Here is a 24,077-nt window from a genome sequence, read left to right as displayed (position 1 = left end):
TGATTGCAAGCAAGACCGCGCTACTATTTCCAGCCATTCGAAGGAGGCCGCGAACTTGGCCGTCTCGACCTGGCCCATATGGCCGCGGCTCACATCGGCCTGATGAGCAAGCTCCTCCTGGCTGAGGCCGCGGGCGCGTATCAAGTCCGGGATGTTCTGTGCCACACGGTCCCGGAAGTTCATGCCCGCGAAACGGACACGATACGCGAAATATCGCCAAGCGATATATGTTATATTCGGCGGGCCAAAGAAGAAATCTTGGAGCGCCGCGAGATCGCCGGCAGGGGATGCCTGCCGATACTTAGGTCACGCGATGATTCGTCTTGCGAACATATTGGACCGTTCAATCGATCATTCGGAAAAAGGCGGCACCGGCAATACCGGTGCTGCCAGTCGTTCGTCCACAGGGAGGTTGTAGAGGGCGAATTCTATGGGGAATCTTGGGCCAGTCCAAAACGCATACTGGACTATTGGAGGCGATAGTGTTGCCAGTCGCAAATTTGGCGCAGCGCACAAAATGCGCCTGGTGGATTACCTTTGACGACACAAATTGAATTTGTTTCCTCGGTGTCTCAATTTATGTAAATGCCGCGTTACACCTGATCTTCTGCGCTATTTGCAAGCCGTTGTCCTGATGTGGCGTCGAATAGATGCGTTTTTTCCGTATTTGGCATGATTGTAAGCTGTTGGCCGACCTCGCAATAAATTCGGCTCCGGAGGACGGCGACGAATTTCTCGGAGCCGTGTTTCAAAACAAGATGGGTCTCGGCGCCCGTTGGTTCGACGACTTCGACGGTTGCTTTGAGGCCGGCGCCGTCGTCGCTGATTGTCAGGGCTTCAGGGCGAAAGCCAAAGGTCACGTCGCGACCATTCTGGAGGGACATGCCCTTCGGCACAGGAAGAGTATCAGCGCCAATCCTGACCGATTCATTATCAATCACGCCACTCAAGAGGTTCATTGCAGGCGAACCAATAAAGCTGGCGACAAAAGTGTTGGCCGGATAGTCGTAGAGCTCAAGCGGCGATCCAACTTGTTCGATTTGTCCGCCTTGCATGACGACAATTTTGTCGGCCATTGTCATGGCCTCGATTTGGTCGTGAGTCACATAAACGGTCGTCGTTTTCAGGCGTTGTTGCAGGGACCGTATCTCACCCCGCATTTGAACACGCAATTTAGCGTCGAGGTTTGACAGTGGCTCATCAAACAGGAAAACGGCCGGATCGCGGACAATTGCACGCCCCATGGCGACGCGCTGTCTCTGGCCGCCGGACAGGGCGCGAGGGGTGCGATTCAGATAGGGTGTCAGCCCGAGAATCTCGGCGGCATTTGATACACGTTCAGTGATGTCCGCGGCCTCCATGCCGCGCATTTTGAGGGCAAACCCCATGTTTTGCGCGACCGTCTTGTGCGGATAGAGGGCATAACTTTGAAATACCATAGCGATGTCCCTTTCCGATGGAGGCAGGTTGTTCACGACCCGGTCACCAATCGCGATAGTCCCTGAAGTGATCTCCTCTAGGCCTGCAAGCATCCGCAGCAACGTTGACTTTCCGCAGCCCGACGGGCCGACGAGCACCACGAATTCCCCGTCAGCGATATCGAGGTCAATGCCGTGTACGACCTGCATCTCGCCGTACTTCTTCTTAAGATTATTGATGGTGATGTTAACCACTGGCGCGTCCTCCCAATGCCTTGTCGCATCGTCAATCAGAATTGATTTGCGGTAACATCACAACTTTACAAAAGTTTGACAACCCATAAAGCATCGAATAGCTATTGCGACAGGGCGTGTAATTGCAGGCCCTGCCATGCGGCAGGAGGGTCGCAAAAACCGTTCGATATGGCGGTTTGGATAAGGTCTTTGGTGACCAACTAGGAGGAACGTTGTGAAAACAGATATTTACAAAGCCATGACCTCGGGGCGAATGAGCCGACGGACAATGTTGCGTGGGGCGGCTGCAACCGGCGCGCTGGCGGCGATGCCAAAGTTTGCGCTGGCACAGGCTGGGTCTGTCCGCGAGCAGATTTTGCAAATCCCTGGCGTCGGGAATGGCGCGCCGACAGAGGCTGACTGGCGCAAGGTTGGGGCGTTGTGCCTCGGGCAGACAAAAGCCAATGTTGCGCCGGGCGAATTTGCTGGTGTTGAGCTTACCTTTATGGGGACCAACAACCAGAACCTGCACAACGTGCTATTCCGCGCGTTCTTATCGTCATGGGAAGAATACACCGGCGCAAAGATCAATTGGATCGATCTGGCGCAGGGGGACTATAACGCCAGACTGCAACAGTCGATTGCCACCGGAACGGTGGATTTCGATCTCTTGGAAATGGGCGCGCCCTTCGAAGGGGATACGGCTGGTCGTGGCTTGTTGGATGAGATGCCCGAGTGGGTCAAAGATGCGATCGATATGGACGATCTGGTAGACTATCTCAAAGCTCCTGTCGGGACTTGGGATGGAAAGACCTATCGTGTCACCGTGGATGGCGATTGTCACACGTTCTCGTATCGGACCGATTATTATGACAATGCTGATTTTGCACAGGCTTGGGCCAAAGAAGGCGACGGTTCCGATTGGTCGGTTCCCAAGACTTGGGAGCAGGTCAACGCCTATTCCAAGTTCCTTGCCGGCAAAGACGATCCGCTGACCGGCTTGCCGGCGCATGGCTTCCTTGACCCCATGAAAAGTTGGGGTGGCTTCAGCTTTTATTTCCTTGAAGACCGCGCAACCGCATATGCCAAGCATCCCGACGATCCTGCATGGCTGTTCGATCCCGAGACGATGAAGCCGCGGGTCAACAATCCGGCTTTCGTGCAGGCCATTCAGGATGTGCTGGACCTGATCGCGACGCCCGGCGCCTATCCTGCCGATCAGATAAATGCAGATCCCGGCACGACTGCCTTCCAGCAGTTTCTGGCCGGAACCGGCTCGATGCTGACGTGGTGGGGTGATGTAGGTTCTTCTGCGCGGACCTCGGACAGTTCAGTTGTCGGTGATGTCGTCGGTTTCGATATCCTGCCGGGCGCGAACCGGGTGTACAATTCGAAGACCCAAGAATGGGAAGAGCGGTACAATGAATCCCCCAACATGGCCTATCTTGGGTGGGGTATCTATGTGACCTCGCGTGTGTCGGGTGACGAATTGAAGCGCAAGGCGGCTTGGTCTGCTGCGGCTCATCTGGGCGGTAAGGACATCTCGCTTTGGACCTCGGCCTATCCGTCGGGATACCAGCCCTATCGCAAGTCTCATTTCAACTACGATGAATGGGAAATTGCTGGCTATGATCGCGCCTTTGTCGAGGATTTCCTTGGGTCGAACCTAGACAGCTATAACCATCCTAATGCTGCGGTCGAGCCGCGCATTCCGGGGATCTTCCAGTACTATTCGGCGGCCGAGGACGAATTGGCCAAAGGGTTTGCGGGCCAGTACGAGAGCGCGCAGGCTATCGGCGATGCTATCGCTGAAGCCTGGGAGAAGATTACCGACCAGATCGGTCGCGACAGCCAGATCGCTCTGTATCGCGCGTCGCTCGGTCTCTGATCGCTGTAATCACGGTGATGGCGCTACTCCCAACGCCATCACCGACTTGGATTTTAGGAAAGACCCGTAATGAGCAAGCTTCATATTGTTGCGACACAGGTGGATTCGGCCCGGCGTCTGCGCTTAGGCTATGGTCTGAACGCGGCGGCGTCTTTGCTGCTTCTTGGCACGATTGCCGCGCAGTATTTGCCTCTCGGCCTCACAAATTGGCGCCCAACACTATATGCCTATGTCCTGTGGGCGATTGCGCTTTGTGCCAGTCAGGTGATCGTGCGCGGGGAGCAAGGTAAGCGGGTCTTGTTCGTGTTGCCTGCGGCTCTGTTTGTTGCATCGCTGGCGCTTTTTCCGCTGGTTTTTGGGCTGACAATTGCATTTTCCGATTGGAACCTCGCCAATCCTGACGGCCGGCAATTCAACGGGCTCGCCAACATCAAGCAAATGTTCGGCGATACGTATTTCTGGCGCTCGATGGGCAATATGGGTTGGTATGTGCTTGCAATCCTTGCCGAGTACATCGTCGCCTTTGGTCTGGCTTTAATGCTGAACGCCGAGATCCGTGGGCGCAAATTTTTTCGCGTCGCATTTCTCTTGCCGCTGATGCTGTCGCCTGTTGCGGTCAGCTGGATGATTGGCAAATCCATGCTGGAAAACCGGTTTGGTCCAGTCGCCCGGCTCCTGCGAAGTCTGGGTGTCGACAATCCAACCTTCTTTGGGGATCCCGCTATCGCAAAGCTGACCATCATGTTGATGGATGCCTGGACCTATATTCCGTTCATGATGATCATGCTGTTGGCAGGCCTGCAGGCGATCCCCAAGGATCTGAACGAGGCTGCAGATGTTGATGGAGCCCGAGGTGTCCGTAGGTTTTTCGAGATCACCTTTCCCATAATGGCACGGGTGTCGATCACAGCAATTTTGATCCGTGTGATCTTCAAGTTGAAGCTGGCTGACATCATCATCACCGTCACTGGTGGCGGTCCGGGGGGCGCGACCGATAGTGTCACCAGTTTCATCTATCGCGAATATCGAGACCGATCGAACGTTGGCTATGGGACGATGTTGGCGATGTTCTATCTGGTGGTGATTGTCATAGGAATGACTGGCCTGATCAAATTCACCAATCGCTGGAAAGGGGCTGACGCATGAGTGTTCAGATTTTTCACGACCACCCTGCCGATCGTATCCCGGTAAAGCGAAGATTTGGGCGTCTAGCACTTTACGCAGCGCTTGGGCTTTGGGCTTTCGTCTGTTTGATGCCGATTTTCTGGACATTGACCACAGCCTTCAAGACGGCGCCCGACGTGATGAAGGGGCATATTCTGCCTTGGATAGACTTCAAGCCAAACTGGCTGGGCTGGCGATCACTTGGACTGTCTCCCGACACAATCGCCGAGCCATCCTCGGTTCGGGGTGAGTTCCTGAAGCGATTCAGCAACTCGGCGGTGATCGCCGTGACGGCCTCACTGCTGGCTGTTGGATTGGGCGGTACGGCTGCCTATGGCCTTTCGCGGTTCGACTATAAATTCGGGTTCATGAAGAACGATGATATCTCGTTCTTTTTCCTGAGCCAGCTGATCTTGCCGCCCGTCGTCTTGGCGCTGCCATTTCTGGTGCTGTACAAATCAATGGCCCTTCTGGACACGCGGTTTGGTTTGATCTTGCTCTATACTCTTAGTGTTTTGCCGATAGTTGTTTGGATCATGAAGGACCAATTCGCCGCGATCCCTAGCGAATTGGAAGAAGCCGCGCTGGTTGATGGTTTGTCAATATGGGGCGCCTTTCTGACGATCATCTTGCCGCTGTCTTTGCCGGGCATGGTGTCTGCTTTCATAATTTCCCTGGTTCTGACCTGGAATGAATATTTCTTTGCGGCGCTTCTGACCTCGACCCACGCAAATACTTTGCCAGTCATGGTCGCCTCGCAAACAGGGTCGCAAGGCATCTCGTGGTGGTCCATGGCCGCGCTTTCCTTTGCTGCAATTCTGCCACTGCTTTTGGTTGGGATATTGCTGGAGCGTTTTATCATCAAAGGGATGGCTGCGGGGGCGGTGAAGTAATGTTGAAGGGGATTGACCAAAGGCTGACCGCCGAAATTCTTCACATGTTGATGTCGATGGGGCATGGCGACAGCGTATTGTTATGCGATGTCAATCATCCGGCAGCAGAGATTGCCCGCCACACTGTTGCGGGAAAGGTCCTGCATATGGCGGGGTCGGATTTGCCTGCGGCAATCGGGGCGCTGCTCAGCCTGATGCCGCTGGATACATTCATACCTGAGCCGGTTCAGCGCATGAAGGTTGTTGGCGACCCTGAGGCGCAATTGCCTCTGTTTAGTGAAATTCAGTCGGTGGTTAATGAAATCGAAGGTCGTGATGTCGGTATGGGCGCTCTGGATCGTTTCGAATTCTATGCGGCTGCGCGCAATTGTTTCGGTGTGATCCGCACCTCGGATAGTGGCCCCTATGGCTGCTTCATTTTGACCAAGGGGGTCATCAACTTGCCTCCAGTCATCTCTGTAAATCTCTAATATATAAGGAAAATTCATGCCTGTCTGCCATTCGGCCACTTTTTATCTTTCCAACTTTACGAACTTACGATAATTTGTGAAGCAAGGAGAATCACATGCTTGGACAACGCTTCGCCACTCGTATCAATTCATTCGCATCGGATGCTGGCAGTTACTGGCCGGATCTGTCGGGTAAGCCAAGTTTGGCCCAAATGATCGCCCGTGCAGCTACGGTCGATGGCCTGACGGAGTTGGACCTTAACTATCCTGATCATGTCGCGGAAAAACCGCGCGATGTCGCAAATATGGTCGGCGACAATGGGTTGAGCGTGTCCGGGCTTGCAATGCGGTATTACACCAACCCGGCGTTCAAACGAGGCGCTTTCACAAACCCTGACCGCGCCGTGCGCCGCGAGGCTATTGATCTGACCAAAAGGGGAATCGATGCCGCGCGTGAGATGGGAGCCCCGATGATGACGCTCTGGCTCGGCCAGGACGGTTTCGACTATGGCTTTCAGTGTGACTACCAAGCGCTTTGGGCCGACGAGATTGAGGGTATTGCCGAAGTTGCGGCTCATGACCCGGATTGCCAGATTTCGATCGAATATAAGCCGAATGAGCCGCGGTCCTATTCCCTTTTGCCCGATGCCGCGACAACGCTTATGGCGATCGAAGAAGTCGGCGCGCCCAATCTGGGTGTAACCATCGATTTCGCTCATTCGCTTTATGCAAATGAACAGCCTGCACTGTCGGCCTCGCATATCATGCGGCGCTCCAAGCTGCTCGGGATGCACCTGAACGATGGATATGCCAAGCGCGACGACGGGCTGATGGTGGCTGCGGTGCATGTGCAGGCGACACTGGAACTGCTCCGCGAAGTCAAACGCGGCGGATACGATGGTGCCATCTATTTTGACACTTTCCCGGACGCATCCGGCCTGGACCCTGTCGCAGAGTGCGCAGCAAACATTCGGACCGTTCGCCGAATGTTGCAGGCCGTTGACCTGATCGAATCCAACAATCGCCTGGGTGAGGCACTTGCCGCTCAAGACCCTGTGGTTGGAACTGAAATCGCGCAACTCGCTCTTCGGGACGAAGTTCTGGCGTGATCGAGAAATCTTTAAACTGACAAAAGGGAGGAGACCCGAATGCAACATTTTCTGAAATCCGCACTGATCGCCAGTGCTCTGGCACTTGGCGTGGGCATGGCGCAGGCACAGGACTTGGCGCCGCTGAACTCTGACAGCGAGCCGGACCGGATGGACTGGTCCGAATTGGATGCCAAATTTGGCGCACTGCCCGACGTTGCGGATGGCACCAAAGTCGGCGGCGTCTCTAAGACGCTGACGAACGAATACTGGCGTTCGTTGGGCGAGGGCTATAGCAGCTTTGCCAGCGCTCATGGCGTCGATGTCGTCTATCAGGCGGCACAAAGCGAAGGCGATCAGCTGGGCCAGCTTTCGATTGCCGAAACGCTGATTTCGCAGGGCTTCAGCGCACTTCTGTTCTCGCCGCAGACCGATGCCAACCTGATCCCGGCACTGGAAAAAGCGATGGCGACAGGCGTACCTGTGGTCAACGTGAACGACGCCGTGATCCCCTCGGTCGCGCATTACGTCGGTAACGTCCAGAAAGACAACGGCGTTCGTGTCGCCAAATGGTTCATCGAAAACCACCCCGAGGGTGGTAAGGTTGCCGTCATCGAGGGCCAGGCTGGCGTCTTTGCAGCAGGTCAGCGTACCGCAGGTTTTACCGAGACAATCGAAGCTGCCGGCAACTTTGAAGTTGTGGCATCGGTTCCGGCTGATTGGTCGCGTGAATTGGCGTTTAACGCCGCTGCGACGATCCTTCAGCAGCACCCTGATTTGATCGGTTTCTATGCGAACAACGACGGCATGGCCTTGGGTGTGGTCGAAGCGGTCAAGGCGGCCGGCAAGGCCGAACAGACTGCTGTTTTCGGCACCGACGGTATCTCGGATGCTTATGCTGCGGTGCGTGCTGGCGATTTGACCGGCACTGTCGACAGCTTCCCCGTGCTGACTGGCGAAGTGGCGATGGAAGTTGCCCTGCGTCTGCTTGCCGGGCAAGATCTGCCCCGAGTGGTTGCCACTCCGCAGGCGCTGATCACCAGCGAGAACGTCGATACTTATGCGACGACCGATCTGAAAGCTCTGCGTGCAACTTTGATGGCTCAGTGATCGCACTGTCCTGAGAACAGACCCCGCGGGCTTGGGCCTGCGGGGTTCCATTTCAAGAGAGATACATGACACATCATCGTTTGAAACTATCCGACGTTGACAAGTCTTATGGCTCGATTCAAGTGCTGCACGGCGTGTCACTTGCTCTGGCTGCGGGCGAAGTTCACGGCTTGCTGGGTGAGAACGGCGCTGGAAAGTCCACCTTGCTGAATGTCATGTGTGGTGTAGTTCGGTCCGACGCGGGTACGGTCGAAATTGACGGCATGCAAGTGACGATCAATTCACCGGCCGATGCAGCGCAGGCTGGTATCGCGATGATCCATCAAGAATTGCAGCAAGTGCCCGAACTGACTGTGGCGCAGAACATCTTTTTGGGGGCGTCGCGTCGCAAAGGTGGACTCTTTGTTGATAAAAAAGCCCAGGAGGCCGAGGCGCGCGATCTGCTGTCAACGTTGGACCCGACGATTGATGTGACAGCCCAAGTGCGCGACCTGCGTGTGGCGCAGCGACAGATCGTCGAAATCGCCAAGGCCCTTCGCGCCAATGCGCGTGTTATTGCCATGGACGAGCCGACATCGAGTTTGACGCCTGCTGAGTTCGAGCGTCTGGTCGAGGTGATCGAAAAATTAACTGCGCGCGGTGTGTCGATCATCTATGTGTCTCATAAAATGGACGAGGTTTATCGGCTGTGCAGCAGCGCGACAATCTTGCGTGACGGACGGTTTGTGACCCGCGTGGACATCCCCAGCACGCCTCTGCCGCAAGTCATTGAATTCATGGTCGGACGTGAACTGGCCCACGCCCATCACAACAGTTTTGCGACCGACGAGGTCATGATGCAGGTCTCGGGACTGACCCGTGGCACCGCCGTACGCGGTGTTGACCTGACTTTGCACAAGGGCGAGGTTTTGGGCATTGCCGGACTGGTCGGTTCAGGGCGGACCGAATTGCTTCGGCTGATCGCTGGCGTGGATGTTGCTGATGCCGGTGAGGTTTCGATCGAGGGCCAACCGGTTGCAGGTAACTCGCCGCGTACGCGAATCCGTGCAGGATTGGGATTGGTGCCCGAAGAACGCAAACGTGATGGGATTGTCAGTCATCGCCCGATCACCGCCAACATTGGTTTGCCCGCGATGCGTCAGTTTTCGCGGGCCGGGGTGATCCGCAAACACAAATTGCATCGGCGCAGCGAAGAGCTGATGCGCGAGGTGAACCTGCGTCCATTGGATGTTACACGACCCATCGGAAGTTTTTCCGGGGGCAATCAGCAAAAGGCGATCATAGGCCGCTGGCTGGCCGCCGGAACGCAGATTTATCTGTTTGACGAACCCACCCGCGGCATTGATGTCGGTGCCAAAGCCGAGATCTATGATCTGATCGAAACTCTGGCGCATAGCGGTTGTGGGGTGTTGGTGGTCTCGTCGGAAATGGCCGAGGTGATCCGCCTGTCCGACCGTGTTTTGGTTATGCGCGAGGGTCAGATCGCCGCAGATCTGTCCGCCGAGGATATCAACGAAGCGAATATCGCACGGCATGCCATTCCCGGTGCCTGAGACTTCTGTTTCGCACCTGAATAAGCGAGAAAAACTATGAACAATATTCTGACGAAGCTGCCTTTTGTCTCAAACGTCCGCTTTCGGGATGCAGGCACACTGGTCGGGCTGCTGCTGATCGCGTTGGTGTTTTCGATCCTCTCTCCCAGCTTTCTGACGATGCCGAACATCGGCAATATTTTGCAGCAAAGTTCGATCAATGCCTGCATTGCCTTGGGTATGACCTTGGTCATCATCTCGGGTGGTATCGACCTGTCGGTCGGCCCTGTTGCAGCGTTGTCTGCAACTTTGGGCGCGGCGATGATGGTCGCCGGCGTGCCAGTGCCGATCGCGATGTTGGGTGCAATAGCCGTTGGTGTGAGCTGTGGTTTCGTGAATGGCGCACTGATTGCATGGGGTGGACTGCAACCGTTTATTGTGACCTTGGGTGGGCTGTCGCTGTACCGGGCGTTGGCGCTTATCTACACAGGTGGGACGCCAATTTTTGGGATCCCCAGCGAGTTCCGTTCGATCGCTAATGGCGCCGTTATGGGGGTGCCGACGCCTGTCATCATCGTGGCAATCCTTGCGCTGATCGCGTGGGTGGTACTGACCAAAACTCCGCTCGGCGAATATCTGATGGCGGTTGGTGGCAACCCTGAAGCTGCACGTGTCGCTGGCGTCCCGGTCTCGTTGACCAAGATCTCGGCTTATATGATTTCCGGTGCATTGGCGTCGATTGCGTCGTTGATCCTGATTGGCCGTCTCGGAGCGGCTGAGCCGACCTTGGGCAATCTTTGGGAACTGGATGCGATTGCGGCTTCTGCTATTGGTGGCGCGTCGTTGATGGGCGGGCGCGGGTCGATTGTGGGAACCTTGCTTGGCTGCGTCATCTTGGGTGCCCTGCGAAACGGGCTCACTTTGCTAAACGTACAAGCTTTCTACCAATTGCTTGCCACGGGGATTATCATCATTGTCGCAATGCTGATTGACCGGGCAACAAGTGGAAAATGATGATGTTAGGCGACCCTGAAACTGTAGCGGCTCAGATTAGAATGCGTCTGCCGAAGCTGACCCCTCTTGAGGGCAAAGTGGCAGGTGACATTCTGGCCCGCAAGGACATTAACGACGATACACCGCTTAAGGATGTTGCGGAAAAATCGAGTGTGTCCGAGGCAATGGTTGTCAAGGTTGCCAAAAAACTTGGCTTCGCTGGGTTCCGCGAGTTCCGCAAGGGTTTGATCGAGTATTACAAATCTGATGCGGCAGCTCTGCATACCGAGATTTCGAACGACGACACATCAAGCGAGATTGTGCAAAAGGTTTTCCGCACCTCGATGCAGGCGCTTGAAGAGACATTTGCGATCTTCGATCTCGCTGCGTTTGACCGGGCTGCCGATTATCTTCATAGGGCCAAGCAGCGCGATTTCTATGGCTTTGGCGGGTCAGCCCAAATCGCCCGTGACGCCCGCCACAAGTTTCTGCGTATTGGTCTGCGGGGGTCAGTATTTGATGATGCTCATATGATGTTGATGTCCGCCTCGTTGCTCGAGCCCGAGGACGTTGTGACGGCATTTTCTCATTCGGGCGAGACGTCGATCCTTTTAGAGGCGGTGCAGCTTGCACGCAAGAATGGCGCGCGCGTGATCGCCTTTACGAACTATCACGACAGCACATTGGCCCAAACTGCTGATGTGGTTCTATGCTCTACAGCTGAAAATTCGGCTTTGCTGGGGGAAAACGCAACTGCGCGTATCGCCCAATTGAACCTTCTCGACGCCCTGTTTGTTGCTACGGCGCAGCGAGATCGCGCCGCAGCGGATGCAAATCTTATCAAGACGATGAGTGCGGTATCGAAAAAACGAGAAAGATGAGAATAAATTGTCCCAGACCGATACTCTGCCGCTAGTCGTTGGCGCCCTTCATTATGACATTGTTGTTCAGACGACCGAGTTGCCTAGGTTGGATGAAACCGCTGTTGGGACGCGTTGGTTTCCGAAATTTGGTGGAAAAGGCGGCAACCAGGCTGTGGCGGCTTTTCCATCGCGGATGGTTGGGGCTGTCGGGGCAGATGATTTCGGGCGTTTCCTGAGCGGGCATTTGCATGACGTGGGTGTCGACAGCCGGTTTGTAACGACTCTGTCAGATGCGGCGTCAGGTATGAGCGTTGCTGTCATGAATGCCGCGGGCGATTACGCTGCGACGATCGTCTCAGGTTCCAACTTAAAGATCGATGCAGCGGTTCTTGATCAGGCTGATGTTTGGGAGAATGTTGGTATTCTGGTGCTGCAAAACGAAATCCCCGAGGCCATCAACTATGCTGCGGCTCGAATTGCGCGTCGTCGCGGGGTCCCGGTGCTTCTCAACGCAGCGCCCGCGCGGGACCTTTCGCCCGAGTTTCAGGAACTGATAGATGTTTTGGTCGTCAACGCAGTCGAAGCCGAGATGTTCGGTACTGAACCTGTTGAAGATCTTGCTTCAGCTCGCGGCGCTGCCGAGGTTCTTGGCAAGAAATTTCCGGCAGTTGTTGTAACGGCGGGCTCGCACGGACTTGCATGGGTGTCTGGGGGTGGCACTGCAATAGCGTTGCCAGCGGAAAAGGTCAAAGTCGTTAGCTCACATGGGGCCGGTGACTGCTTTACTGGAGCGCTTGCACGAGCACTGGCTGAAGGGGCGGACCTCGCAATGGCTTGTCGTACCGCTTCTGTCGCAGCGGCAGCACATGTGTCCTGCGTAAAAGCTTAGTGTGAGTTCCATTTCGATTGCATCGGACTGCGTGGGAAAGATACTTTATCGCCTCTCCAGTTTCAGCAATTCATCTCTGAACGCCTCGGCCGGTGTTCTGTATCCCAAACATTTGCGCGGGGTCGCGTTCAGACGATCGCAAAGCGACTTCAAATGTCGATTTTGGAGCGACAGGAGGGCAGTGTCTCGCGGAAGGTATCGGCGGACCCGTTTGTTCATATTTACTACCGAACCTTTTTGCCAAGGCGCCTAGGGGTGACAGAACCAGGCTTATGTGCCCATGCCGTTTTGCAACTCGCGCCAGGATGTGAACTCAAACCCCCGGTCAAACGTGATGCTGCGTCGGGCTTTTGCGGGCAGGGGAGACTGAATAGTCCCGTGTATTGTGGACGCCTTCTTCGCTAATTTTGAGGCAAGGAGGCCATGATGTGCACAGGGAATTTCACAGACGATTTCAAACGCGATGCGGTCGCACAAATCACCGAACGGGGCTATCCGGTGAAGGAAGTTTCTGAGCGTTTGGGTGTGAGCGCGCACTCGCTCTACGCGTGGAAGCGCAAGTTTGCGAAGTCGGCGTCAGGCGACAGCGACAAGGACGCCGAGATACGCAGGCTGAAGCGCGAACTGCTTCGTGTGACGGAGGAGCGGGATATTTTAAAAAAGGTGACCGCGTATTTCGCCAGGGATGCAAAGTGAGAGACGCGTTCGTTGCCGAGCATCGTGGGCTATTCTCGGTTCGTGCGATGTGCCGTTGTCTGAGGATACAGCCGAGTGGGTTCTATGCGTGGCTGAAGGCACCGCTGAGCCGACGAGCCATTGAAGACCAACGCCAGACTGCGATGCTGCAAGAAGCGTGGGTTGAAAGTGGCAAGGTCTACGGACATCGCAAGCTGCACGATGACCTGCTCGAGCAAGGTGAGAGTGTCTGTCTAAACCGTGTTGCCCGTCTAACGAAGCTGGCTGGGATCAGGGCGCAGATCGGCTACAAACGCCGCCCCGGAAAGTATGGTGATAAGCCATCAATCATCGTGGACAACACGCTGGACCGACAGTTTGACGTTGCCGCTGCAGACATTGTTTGGGTGACAGACATCACCTATATCCGGACCCATGAAGGCTTCGCCTATCTGGCTGTTGTCATCGACCTTTATTCCAGAAGGGTCGTCGGATGGTCGATGCAAAGCAGGCAGACGACCGATGTCGTTTTGCAAGCACTGCTGATGGCGATCTGGCGTCGCAAACCCCGCGAAAAGGTCCTGATCCACTCGGATCAGGGAAGCCAATTCACCAGCATGGATTGGGCTGCGTTCCTCCGCGCCCACAAACTGGAACATTCGATGAGCCGGCGGGGGAACTGTCACGATAATGCCGTCGCCGAGAGTTTCTTCAACCTGCTCAAGCGCGAGCGGATCCGACGGCGGACATACCGCACGCGCGCGGAGGCAAGGCAGGATGTGTTCGACTACATCGAAATGTTCTACAACCCGAAACGCAAGCACGCGCATAACGGCATGCTGTCGCCAATCGAGTTCGAACGGCAACAGAAACTGAACAACAAAGGCGTCTAAAAAACGCGGGGCTATTCACAGTAACGCGAAGCCCGCACGATCAAAGTCGTATCGTGTAGCGAGACTGGTCAAGGTGGGTTCTTGTATCCGAACTTTCGTCAACGCGAAGGATCACCACGGCCAGAAGAAACGCGTTAAGGAAAACGAGTTGCTCTTTTCGTCGTCCTCCTCGAAAACATAGCTGAGCTCTTGCTCCGTCAGTGACAGACGAGAAATGACAGTGCTTATGTCGATGGCGTCACGGTTGGCCCTTCGCAACACCTTGAGCATCCTTTTATTGAGGTCCCAGCTTTCGCCGATCGACGGAAGGTGCTTGTCGAGCAACGCTCGAGCGTCAGGCGATAGAATATCGTTGACCGCCATATACCTAAGCCGCGGTAGCGTCTTGACCAGGATCGGGACCCTTTGGGCAACTTCGTCCCTCAGGCATAACGCCAAGAGATAAGCATCAACAGTCGATCGACTCCACGACAAGTCGTCGTCGACCTTATCGCCCAGACCCTCGTCCCATACCGTTGCCGACGGAGAGCCGTGCATGGGGAAGTTGAGCAGGGACAAGCCGCGAGCAGCACGATCGGAGTCGCCTGCGAGCATTGCGATGCCATGCGGCAGGATATCGCCGGCCATCCGCTTGAACATCCCTTCCCAACCCTCAGCGAGACCGCCGCTGATCGACAAGTCGATTGCTCGGCCGAACGCAAGTTCTGCATGCTCTGCCACCTTGGCGCTTGTATCTTCGCTCGGCGGCAATGATAGAATCCTGCGCATCAGGTTCGAAATCGTTTTCGGTGATGAAGCAACACTGATCAGATCCATGGCGTCGCTCGGCGTAAGACGCTCGACATCGAAAGTTTCGAGCAGATCGGGGCGACGTTTCAGAACCTTCAGCAAGAGCGGCTGCCACAGATTCGCGGTTTCGATCACGTCGACGACGAGCGTGGCCACCAGCGCATCCATGGCGATCTCGACTTCTCGAGAGAAGGGCTGTTCTACCTCGCTAAAACCTTGGGCGATCGCAATCAGATCGTCCTTCTCGAAGCTGGCGATGACGCGGCTTAGTTGGTCAGCTTCAACAACGCCATCGTCAACCGCATGCCACATTGCCAGTATCCTGAGCATGTCTGATGATCGCGCCCTAGGTATGATCGCGAGAGCAGGCGGCGAGATTCCAAGGGTGTCTCGCTTGAGAGTCAATGCGTCAGAGGCCTCAGGAAACCGAGCCAGAACCTTTTCGGTAACAACGAGAGCCAGACCAGTGGAGGCCTCAGACGAGGCTTGATGGATTTCGACGATATGCGGAAAGGATCGACGCGGCGCGGCAACGTCTTTTCAGTATGGCCATAAGAAGCGCCGCAGCGACGTTATGGTCTGAGAGGTAGCGTCCTCGACCGCCGCCTCGACCCACGCCTGTTCTGGCCCCTCCACACCGACACCTTGATCGTCAGGCCTTTGTCTAGCACGGTTTCCGAAGACTGGACGGTTCGAAACGAATACTCCGAGCGCAAGCGAGGCCATTGCTGCGACCACACATCAAACATTGCACGCTCGAAAGCCTCATCCGGCGTGTCTTTGAGCAACACTGGCTCATTGCGGTAGTAGGATGAAATGATATCCGCGACATAGTCACGAGAAGACATAGGTGACTTAACTAAACGCTTAACTTTAGGCGTAGAATCGTAATTGGTTGCGTCTGCGCTTCAATGGGTCTGTAGCATTCACTAGCCTTCCGCCGCAGGCTCAGTGTGTTCATGATAATGGAGGAGCCGATGGTACAGCTCAAGAACCCGTTCAAGCGGCATCGGTTTCCGCGTGAGATCATGCTTTTAGCGGTGCGCTGATACTGCCGCTACCCGCTGTCGTGCCGCGACGTCCGCGACATGCTGGCCGCGCGCAGAGTGATGGTTGATGCCTCGACCATCGACCGTTGGGTCAGGAAGTTCGGCCCCGAGATCCGCAAACGGGCCTATGGGGCGCACCGTTCCTGGCGCGGGTTGCAGTGGCATGTGGACGAGACGTACATTAGGGTTGGTGGCCGATGGTGCTACTTGTGGCGGGCCGTCGATCAGTTCGGTCAGCTGATCGATTTCAGGCTGACCCCGCGGCGAAATGCCAAAGCAGCAAGGGCTTTCCGCACAATCAGAAAAGGCCAGTTCGAGAACTGCAAAGTCGGCATGGCCAATGAAATCATCTTCGTCGCCAATCTCTTCCCCGAAGCCGCATGATGGAAACTGGGCACGCCTCTATTGTGCGGTTCTAATGCAACAGACCCCCTATATCAGATGCAGGAGCTGCGCTGTCTCGGGGCTCGACGCGCGAAGCCGTTCCACGTGATCGCTCAGGGCATCGAGAAAGGGATCTGCGTGCGGCGGGTGACGGTCTCGGGCATGGATTGCAGCATACGTGATCCAGGTGTCCTCCTCGATCGGGCGAAGGGTCATCGGTCCTGCGTCGTCGGGAGGCGAGAAGACCGCGTCGCTCAACGTGATGCCGATCCCGTGGCGGGCCATTTCAAGCGTCACCACCGTCGATCCGGTCTGGTGGCTGATGTTGGGGCGATAGCCGGCCGCGCCCAGTAAGGCATCCAGCCTGTCCCGCCAGCGCTGGTTTGCGGCCAGCGTCACGAAGTCTTCGCCCGCAATCTGGTCGACGGTGACCGTTTCCTGCCGCGCCAAAGCATGATCCTTGGGCAGGAAGACGCATAGCCGGGCGCGGATGAGCGGCACGATGTCCAGCGGCACGATCTCGTTCTCGACCGGAAGCGAGATCAGCCCAAGGTCATAGCCCCCCGCAGCCACCTTGCTTTCGATGGCAAAGCGGCTTTCGACATGTAGGCTGAATTCGGTTTCGGATGCGGTGGACCGCAGCCTGGCCAGCGGCGGAACGACAAGCTGGTTGGCAATCGGTGTGGCGGCGACAATCGACAGGGTGCGACTGCCCCGCGTGGCCACCTGCCGGGCAATGTCCGGGATCTCGTTCAACGCATCGAGGGTGCTGGATATCTGCCGGTAGAACAGCGTGCCGTCCTCTGTCAGCGCCAGTGCTCTGCGAGATCGCGAAAACAGAGCCAGGCCAAGCTGCCCTTCAAGCTGGCTCAGCAGTCGACTGGCAGCAGAGATCGACATGTTCGACCGCTCGGCCGCATCGGCCAGCGTTCCGGTCAGCACAATGTCGCGGAAAAGCTGAAGACCACGGAGATTCATACCGATGACTCTTTCGAATTTTGCAACTATTGCAATCAGATTAGCAATTTTTTCAAATACCGGCCAGCGCTAAGGTTTCCCTAGCCGTGCACCGGACTGTGTGAACGCATGGCACTGGGAGGAAACCATGTTGAAGAAAGCTGTCCAGCGGCTTGCCGCCGGCACACTTGCCGTTGTGCCGTTGCTGGCAGGCATCGCCCATGCCGACAAGGCCGATGACACGCTGCGTGTCGCTTTCACCGAAGACATCATCAACCTCGACTACCACTACACGACAAAGCGGGAATACATCATCATTTCCGAACTGGTGGACGAGACGCTTCTGGCAATCAATCCGGCAAATGGAAGTTATCTGCCTGCGCTGGCGACCGCCTGGGAGCAGCTTGATCCCGTCACCATGGACCTGACGCTCCGCGATGACGTGACCTTTCATGACGGCACCGCGATGACAGCCGATGACGTGGCCTATACCTACAACACTATCTCAACACAGGCATCGCAAACCCTGTCGGGCGGGCGCATCGCGGTCTGGTTCGACAGGGCCGAGGCGCTGGAGCCGCAAAAGGTGCGCTTCCATTTCAAGACGCAGTACCCGCTGGCGCTGCAGGATATGGCGATCCGTGTGCCGATCCGCAAACAGGGCACCTATGAGGCCGGGGGCAGCTTTGATCCCAATGCGGCATCGGGCGGACCCGTGGGCTTGGGACCATACCGTGTCACCTCGTTCGAGTCCGGCTCGGAGCTCGTGCTGGAGCGGTACGACGGCTATTATGCTGGCGGTCCCAAGGGCGATCCGGCGATCGGAACCGTTGTCATCCGGTCCTTGCCGGACGAGGGCACGCAGCAGGCCGAACTGATGTCCGGCAGCATCGACTGGATCAACGGTGTGCCGCGTGATGTGGCGGAAAGCCTTGGGAAGATGCCGAACGTAAAGCATCTGTCCGGGCCCGACCGGCGCATCGGATTCCTGATCCTTGACGCGGGCGGACTGGTCGATCCCGAAGGTCCGCTCACCAATCTCAAGGTGCGCCGCGCCATGGCCCATGCCATCGACCGCGCCGGCATTGCCAGCGCGTTGATCGGCGGGGCTGCGGCGCGCATCGAAGGTGCCTGCCATCCGTCGGAGCTGGGGTGCAACCAGGAGGTCACGATCTATGATCACGATCCCGAAAAGGCTCGCGCATTGCTGGCCGAAGCAGGGTTCGCCGAAGGGTTCGAAACCGAGATCTGGTCCTATCGTGACAAGCCGATGTCCGAGGCGATCGTATCAGACCTCAAGGCGGTCGGGATCAAAGTCAACCTGCGACAGGTGAAGCTGGACAGCCTGAACGTCGCGCGGGCAAACCGCCAAATTCCGGCCTATTTCGGAACCTGGGGCGGTGACACGGCGCCGCCGATCCGGCAGCATTTCGACCCCGAGACAGACCGCAACCTGTCGGGCGATGCCGAGCTGTCCGCGATGGTAACCGAGGCCTACGCAGAACTTGATCCTGACCGGCAGGGAGAACTCTTCGCCAAGATCCATGCCCGGATCACCGATCAGGTCTACTGGATCCCGCTCTGGTCGTATTCGGTCAACTACCTGACCGATCCGGAGCTTGTCTTCCCGTTGGACGACGACGGTTTCCCGCGGCTCTACAAGGCCAGCTGGACCCAATAGAAACGCGCGACATCAGCGCCGCCGGCGGGCCATCCGGCTGCGGCGGCGCGAACAAACAAAACTGGTCTACGCGCCGCAGCGGCGCGGCACGCCCATAGGGAGGAACCCATGAAGATAAGACAGTTGAAAGCCTTTTGCGCGGCCAGCGCCATCGCATTGATAGCAGCGTCGGGACCGGCCGCCGCCGGCCCCGGCGACGACACGCTGCGTGCGGCAATGACCGAGGAAATCCTGAACCTCGACTACAACTACACGACCAAACGCGAATACATTATCCTCGCGCAGCTGACCGATGCGACGCTGTTCGACCTCGACCCCGTATCGCAGGAGTACCGGCCCGCCATCGCGACCGGCTATGAGTGGATCGACGACCTGACGCTCGATCTTACCCTGAGGGACGACGTCCAGTTTCATGACGGAACCGTGCTGACTCCCGACGACGTGGCCTATACCTACAACTGGATCGCCGACCAGAGAAGCGAGTCCAACGCGAACGGCGTTGTCTCGCGCTGGCTGGACGAAGCTGTGGTGACTGGCCCCAATACAGTCCGGTTCAAGCTGAAGTCGGTCTATCCCCTGGTTTTGCGCGACATGGCCAACAGGGTGATGCTGCGCAAGTCGGGTACCTATGGCGAAGGTGACGGCATCAACCGCGATGCCATGGCCAACAGCCTGATCGCCACCGGCCCCTACAAGGTCAAGAGCTTTGAACCCGGCACCGAACTGGTGCTTGAGCGGAATGAGGCGTTCTTCGGGAAAAAACCCGAGATCAAGACCATCGTGGTGCGAAATATTCCTGACATCGGCACGCAGCAGGCGGAATTGATGTCGGGCGGCATCGACTGGATGTTCAAGGTGCCGCTCGATCTTGCGGAAAGCCTGGGGGCCACGCCCATGGCCACACATCTGAGTGGACCTGACCTTCGTGTCGGGTTCATGGTTCTGGATGCGGCCGGACATACGGATCCGGACGGACCGCTTACCAATGTACTTGTCCGTCGTGCGATCAATCATGCGCTGAATACGCCGGACATGGCCAAGCACCTGATCGGCGGTTCGGCAGAGCCGATCCACGCCGCCTGCCATCCCGCCCAGTTTGGCTGTGACCAAAGCGTCACCCGCTATGAGTATGACCCCGAGAAGGCCAAGGCCCTGCTGGCCGAGGCGGGATACCCTGATGGCTTCCCGTTGGAGGTCTGGGCCTATCGCGACAAGGCAGCATCGGAAGCCATTGCCGCCGACCTTACGGCCGTGGGCATCGATCTGAACCTGCGCTATGTGAAGCTTGAAAGCCTTAATCAGGCGCGGGCGGCGCGTGAGATACCGGCCTATTTCGGCACCTGGGGGTCAGGTGGCACAGCCGACACCGCTGCCATCGCACGGATCCATTTCGACATCGATAGTGACCGGAACATGTCGGGCGACACGGCGCTCGCCGATCTGGTCCTGTCGGCAGAACAGACTGCCGATCAGGAAAAGCGCAAGGCGATCTATTCAGAAGCGCTTGGCGTCATTGCGGATCAGGCCTATTGGGCGCCACTTTTCAGCTATTCGGCCAACTACCTCGTATCCCCGAACCTTGACTTTCCGCTCGATCCCGACGGGATGCCCAGGCTTCAGAATGCCACTTGGAAGTAAGACTTGACGGGCAGGGGGCCTGCGCGGCCCCCTGTGAACCTGAGGAACCCACACCATGCTGCGCTACATATTTCTTCGCGGATGTCTTGCGATCCTGGTCGCCTTCACCGTCTCGCTGGCTGCCTTCCTACTGCTGAACGTCGCAAGCGACCCGGCGCAGGCCATCGCTGGCGAAGACGCGACCGCCGACGTGGTCGAGACCATCCGCGCCCGCTACGGGCTCGACCGGCCGCTGACGGTTCGGTATTTCGATTGGCTCGGCGGGGTACTGCAAGGCGATTTCGGCGAAAGCTACTACTGGCACAAGCCGGTGGCGGCGCTGGTGGCCGACCGGCTCGACGAAACGCTGACACTGGCGTTGTCGGCCCTGGCCGTGACCATCGTGATTGCCATTCCTCTCGGCGCCCTCGCCGCACTCAATCCCAACAGCTGGATCGACCGTTTCGCGCTTGGAGTCGCGGTGTCGGCACAGGCGGTGCCGAACTTCTGGCTCGGCCTGATCATGATCATCGTCTTTGCGGTAATGATCCCGATCTTCCCGGTCTCGGGCGATAGCACCTGGCGTCACTTCGTCCTTCCCGCCTTCGTCCTCGGCTCGTCCTCCGTCCCGGCGGTGATGCGCCTGACCCGCACCGGCCTGATAGAAGTGATGGGCGCGGACTATATCCGAACCGCCCGGTCCAAGGGGTTCCGCGGGTGGCAACTGCTGCGCCGCCATGCCTTGCGCAACGCGATCCTGCCGGTGATTTCAGTCCTTGCAGTGCAACTGGGCCAGAAGTTCGGAGGGTCCGTCATCACGGAATCCATTTTTGCCATCAACGGCCTGGGACGGCTGGCGCTGGAATCCATCCTCGGGGCGGATATCCCGACCGTGCAGATGCTGATCTTCGTCTTCGCCATCGTTTTCGTCGCCATGAACCTACTTGCCGACATCCTGAATGCGGCCATCGACCCGAGGATTCGCATCGGATGACCGACACAGACATCACCCTGACAACCGTGGAACTCGACAGGACCACGACCCTCTCACCGGGCCAGATCTTCCGCAGGCGGATGTTCGGTCACACCGGGTTCCTGATCGGCGCAGGCCTGATCCTGATCATCGCCGTTGTGGCGATCCTGGCCCCGGTGCTTGCGCCGCACGATCCCTTCGCACAGTCGCTGGCCGACCGCATGCTGCCCCCGGTCTGGAGCGAGGGCGGACGTTGGGACCACATCCTCGGCACCGACCAGAACGGTCGCGATTACCTCAGCCGCCTGATCTACGGCACCCGTGTGTCGATCACCATCGGTATCGGCGCCGCGACCGTCGGCCTGATCATTGGCGTGACACTGGGCGTGATCGCCGGATATTTCGGCGGCTGGATCGACCACGGCATCAGCTTCCTGCTGACGGCACAGCTTGCTCTGCCTGGCCTTTTGTTGGCCATGGCGCTGGTCTTCATCATCGGCCCTTCCATCTGGGTGGTGATCGGCATCGTCGGCGTGCTGCACTGGACCTACTATCTGGTCGTGACCCGCGCCGCGACGCAGCGCTTCCGCTCGCTCGACTTCGTGGCGGCGGCCGTAGCCGCCGGGGCGAGCCCGCGCCAGATCATCTGGTACGAGATCATGCCGAACCTCATGTCGTCGATCATCGTGATTTTCACCTTCGAACTGGGTATCGCGATCCTGGCAGAAAGCTCGCTGAGCTTTCTGGGCGTTGGCATCCAACCGCCGACCCCGTCCTGGGGTCTGATGATCGCCGAAGGCAAGCAGGCGATGTTCTATCGGCCCTGGCTGGTGATCTTGCCGGGCATCTGCCTGTTCCTGCTTGTCATAGGCGCCAACCTCATGGGCGACGGGCTGCGAGACATCACCTCGCCGGAAGGGCGCAACGAATGAAAACGCTTCTGGATATCGACCACCTAAACATTTTCCTACGCTCGCCGGATGGACCGCTTCATGTCGTGCGCGACGTGACACTGGCCCTGGATCGCGGCGAGGCCCTTGGGATCGTCGGCGAAAGCGGGTCCGGCAAGTCGATGACCGCCTTGGCCCTGATGCGGTTGCTGCCGCGCAGTGCCAAATGCAGCGCGATCCGGCTGAGCTTCGACGGACAGGACCTGCCGGCTCTCGAGGACGGGGTGTTCTCCCGGACGATCGCGGGGCCGCGCATCGGCATGATCTTTCAGGAACCGATGACCTCGCTCAACCCGGTCTACACCATCGGGCGGCAGATGACCGAAGCTGCGGTGGCGCGCGGCCTGTTGTCCTCCGCCGCGGCGCGCAAGAAGGCGATCGACCTTCTGGACCGTGTCGGCATTCCCGACCCCGAAGGCCGGATGAACCAATACGCGCACCAGATGTCGGGTGGCCAGCGCCAGAGAGTCATGATTGCCATGACCCTGATGCTCGACCCCGACCTGCTGATCGCGGACGAACCGACCACGGCGCTTGACGTGACGGTGCAGGCACAGATCCTCGACTTGCTGGATGACCTGCGGCGCGAACGTCAGATGGGGCTGATCCTGATCAGCCACGATCTGGCCGTGGTGGCGCAGCGTACCGACCGCGTGGCGGTGATGTATGGCGGAGAGATCGTGGAGCAGGGGACGGCACGGGACGTGCTGTTCGACCCCCGGCACGACTACACCCGCAGACTTCTAGCAGCCGTGCCGCGTCTGGACGGGGCGCCCGGTCGACCGGCCCCGACCTTGCCGAGGACCGACGAGGTGATCGTCGCCCGCGACATCACCCGCGTCTACATGACGCGCAAGGGCCTGTTCGAACCGAAGCGCGAGATCCGGGCGCTGGACGGCGTGTCGCTGTCGGTCAAGAGGGGCGAGACCCTGGCGCTGATCGGAGAAAGCGGATCGGGCAAGTCGACCCTGGCGCGGATATTGCTGGGGCTCGACCAAGCGACCTCGGGCGATATCCTGATGACCGGGCGCCCGATCCACGACATCCCGACGGCGGAACGTGCGGCTTTTGTCCAGCCGGTCTTTCAGGATCCCTACACCTCGCTCAATCCGCGGAGGCGTCTGTCCGAAATCATTGCCCGGCCGCTGGTCCTGCGCGGCGAACGTGATCGCGTTGCCAACCTAGAGGCCGTGCGCGAGGCAATGGAACGGGTCCGTTTGCCCGAACGGCTGATCCACACATATCCGTCTCAGCTCTCGGGTGGCCAGAGACAGCGCGTGGCCATCGCCCGCGCGCTCGTAACCGGCCCGGAGGCGCTGATCTGCGATGAACCGACCTCGGCGCTCGATGTCTCGGTGCAGGCGCAGATCCTCGACCTGTTGGACGACCTGCGCGAACGGATGAACCTGACCCTGCTGCTGGTCACGCATGACATGGCCGTGGTACACCAGACTGCCGACCGCGTCGTCGTCATGCGCGGCGGTCGGATTGTCGAAGAGGGCACTGCGGCGGCGGTGCTGTCCCGCCCGACCAGCGACTACACGGCGCGATTGCTTGCGGCGGCCCCGCGCTTTGAAATCGCATGACC

19 protein-coding genes and 2 pseudogenes are annotated in these 24,077 nt (G+C 57.9%); 17 read left to right on the top strand and 4 right to left on the bottom strand.

The window, feature by feature from the left end; genetic code table 11:
- Window positions 1-593 precede the first annotated feature (593 nt).
- A complete protein-coding gene (locus PRI8871_RS16495) occupies window positions 594-1,673 on the bottom strand; it encodes an ABC transporter ATP-binding protein (protein ID WP_108887295.1) in 1,080 nt (359 codons plus the stop codon).
- 214 nt (window positions 1,674-1,887) lie between these two features.
- On the opposite strand from PRI8871_RS16495, the gene PRI8871_RS16490 reads away from it, so the two are divergent.
- From PRI8871_RS16490 to PRI8871_RS16445, 10 genes are all read left to right on the top strand, one after another.
- Window positions 1,888-3,540 (top strand): extracellular solute-binding protein, encoded by a 1,653-nt coding sequence (locus tag PRI8871_RS16490; protein ID WP_108887294.1) that lies wholly within the window; start codon window positions 1,888-1,890, stop codon window positions 3,538-3,540.
- Between the two features lie 69 nt (window positions 3,541-3,609).
- The gene (locus PRI8871_RS16485; protein ID WP_108887293.1) at window positions 3,610-4,686 is read left to right on the top strand and encodes a carbohydrate ABC transporter permease; all 1,077 of its coding nucleotides are present in this window, start codon (window positions 3,610-3,612) and stop codon (window positions 4,684-4,686) included.
- The gene (locus tag PRI8871_RS16480; RefSeq protein WP_108887292.1) at window positions 4,683-5,597 is read left to right on the top strand and encodes a carbohydrate ABC transporter permease; all 915 of its coding nucleotides are present in this window, start codon (window positions 4,683-4,685) and stop codon (window positions 5,595-5,597) included. Before PRI8871_RS16485 ends, PRI8871_RS16480 begins: the two co-directional genes overlap by 4 nt.
- Window positions 5,597-6,067, top strand: a complete 471-nt coding sequence (locus PRI8871_RS16475; protein ID WP_108887291.1) for an RbsD/FucU family protein — start codon at window positions 5,597-5,599, stop codon at window positions 6,065-6,067. Before PRI8871_RS16480 ends, PRI8871_RS16475 begins: the two co-directional genes overlap by 1 nt.
- Before the next feature lie 95 nt (window positions 6,068-6,162).
- Window positions 6,163-7,155 (top strand): TIM barrel protein, encoded by a 993-nt coding sequence (locus PRI8871_RS16470; protein WP_108887290.1) that lies wholly within the window; start codon window positions 6,163-6,165, stop codon window positions 7,153-7,155.
- A gap of 39 nt (window positions 7,156-7,194) precedes the next feature.
- Complete coding sequence (locus PRI8871_RS16465) at window positions 7,195-8,244, top strand: sugar ABC transporter substrate-binding protein (protein ID WP_108887289.1); 1,050 nt, start codon at window positions 7,195-7,197, stop codon at window positions 8,242-8,244.
- A gap of 65 nt (window positions 8,245-8,309) precedes the next feature.
- The gene (locus PRI8871_RS16460) at window positions 8,310-9,797 is read left to right on the top strand and encodes a sugar ABC transporter ATP-binding protein (protein ID WP_108887288.1); all 1,488 of its coding nucleotides are present in this window, start codon (window positions 8,310-8,312) and stop codon (window positions 9,795-9,797) included.
- Between the two features lie 36 nt (window positions 9,798-9,833).
- Window positions 9,834-10,790, top strand: coding sequence for an ABC transporter permease (locus tag PRI8871_RS16455; RefSeq protein WP_108887287.1), 957 nt, complete (start codon window positions 9,834-9,836; stop codon window positions 10,788-10,790).
- Complete coding sequence (locus tag PRI8871_RS16450) at window positions 10,787-11,650, top strand: MurR/RpiR family transcriptional regulator (protein ID WP_108887286.1); 864 nt, start codon at window positions 10,787-10,789, stop codon at window positions 11,648-11,650. Before PRI8871_RS16455 ends, PRI8871_RS16450 begins: the two co-directional genes overlap by 4 nt.
- Window positions 11,651-11,657: 7 nt before the next feature.
- Window positions 11,658-12,521: a PfkB family carbohydrate kinase gene (locus tag PRI8871_RS16445; RefSeq protein ID WP_108887285.1), complete on the top strand. Its 864-nt coding sequence runs from the start codon at window positions 11,658-11,660 to the stop codon at window positions 12,519-12,521.
- Between the two features lie 45 nt (window positions 12,522-12,566).
- On the opposite strand, the pseudogene PRI8871_RS20040 reads toward PRI8871_RS16445, so the two are convergent.
- Window positions 12,567-12,887, bottom strand: a pseudogene (locus PRI8871_RS20040) (IS30 family transposase); the annotation flags it as partial.
- Window positions 12,888-12,947: 60 nt separating this feature from the next.
- Here PRI8871_RS20040 and PRI8871_RS16435 point away from each other — a divergent pair.
- A protein-coding gene (locus PRI8871_RS16435) for an IS3 family transposase (RefSeq protein WP_108887284.1) occupies window positions 12,948-14,089 on the top strand; the annotation gives its coding sequence in 2 pieces (ribosomal slippage) (window positions 12,948-13,185 and window positions 13,185-14,089; 1,143 coding nt in all).
- 111 nt (window positions 14,090-14,200) lie between these two features.
- On the opposite strand, the gene PRI8871_RS16430 is transcribed toward PRI8871_RS16435, so the two are convergent.
- A complete protein-coding gene (locus PRI8871_RS16430; RefSeq protein ID WP_108887283.1) occupies window positions 14,201-15,190 on the bottom strand; it encodes a hypothetical protein in 990 nt (329 codons plus the stop codon).
- Between the two features lie 665 nt (window positions 15,191-15,855).
- Between PRI8871_RS16430 and PRI8871_RS16425 the strand changes: the two are divergent.
- Window positions 15,856-16,218 (top strand): annotated as a pseudogene (locus PRI8871_RS16425) (IS6 family transposase); the annotation flags it as partial.
- Window positions 16,219-16,359: 141 nt separating this feature from the next.
- Here the strand turns inward: PRI8871_RS16425 and PRI8871_RS16420 are convergent.
- Window positions 16,360-17,289, bottom strand: a complete 930-nt coding sequence (locus PRI8871_RS16420) for a LysR family transcriptional regulator (protein ID WP_108887282.1) — start codon at window positions 17,287-17,289, stop codon at window positions 16,360-16,362.
- A gap of 127 nt (window positions 17,290-17,416) precedes the next feature.
- On the opposite strand from PRI8871_RS16420, the gene PRI8871_RS16415 reads away from it, so the two are divergent.
- The 5 genes from PRI8871_RS16415 (at window position 17,417) to PRI8871_RS16395 (ending at window position 24,075) form a co-directional block, all read left to right on the top strand.
- A complete protein-coding gene (locus PRI8871_RS16415) occupies window positions 17,417-18,949 on the top strand; it encodes an ABC transporter substrate-binding protein (protein ID WP_108887281.1) in 1,533 nt (510 codons plus the stop codon).
- A gap of 108 nt (window positions 18,950-19,057) precedes the next feature.
- The gene (locus tag PRI8871_RS16410) at window positions 19,058-20,587 is read left to right on the top strand and encodes an ABC transporter substrate-binding protein (RefSeq protein ID WP_108887280.1); all 1,530 of its coding nucleotides are present in this window, start codon (window positions 19,058-19,060) and stop codon (window positions 20,585-20,587) included.
- A 55-nt stretch (window positions 20,588-20,642) separates the two neighbouring features.
- Window positions 20,643-21,560: an ABC transporter permease gene (locus PRI8871_RS16405; RefSeq protein ID WP_108887279.1), complete on the top strand. Its 918-nt coding sequence runs from the start codon at window positions 20,643-20,645 to the stop codon at window positions 21,558-21,560.
- The gene (locus tag PRI8871_RS16400; RefSeq protein WP_108887278.1) at window positions 21,557-22,471 is read left to right on the top strand and encodes an ABC transporter permease; all 915 of its coding nucleotides are present in this window, start codon (window positions 21,557-21,559) and stop codon (window positions 22,469-22,471) included. The genes PRI8871_RS16405 and PRI8871_RS16400 overlap by 4 nt, the downstream gene beginning before the upstream one ends.
- On the top strand, window positions 22,468-24,075 hold the full coding sequence (locus PRI8871_RS16395) for a dipeptide ABC transporter ATP-binding protein (protein ID WP_108887277.1): 1,608 nt from the start codon (window positions 22,468-22,470) through the stop codon (window positions 24,073-24,075). The genes PRI8871_RS16400 and PRI8871_RS16395 overlap by 4 nt, the downstream gene beginning before the upstream one ends.
- Window positions 24,076-24,077 lie beyond the last annotated feature (2 nt).

This window comes from Pseudoprimorskyibacter insulae (genome assembly GCF_900302505.1).
Taxonomy (GTDB): Bacteria; Pseudomonadota; Alphaproteobacteria; order Rhodobacterales; family Rhodobacteraceae; genus Pseudoprimorskyibacter; species Pseudoprimorskyibacter insulae.
Note: the sequence above shows the minus strand (reverse complement) of the source record. Positions and strands in the feature narration are given on the sequence as shown.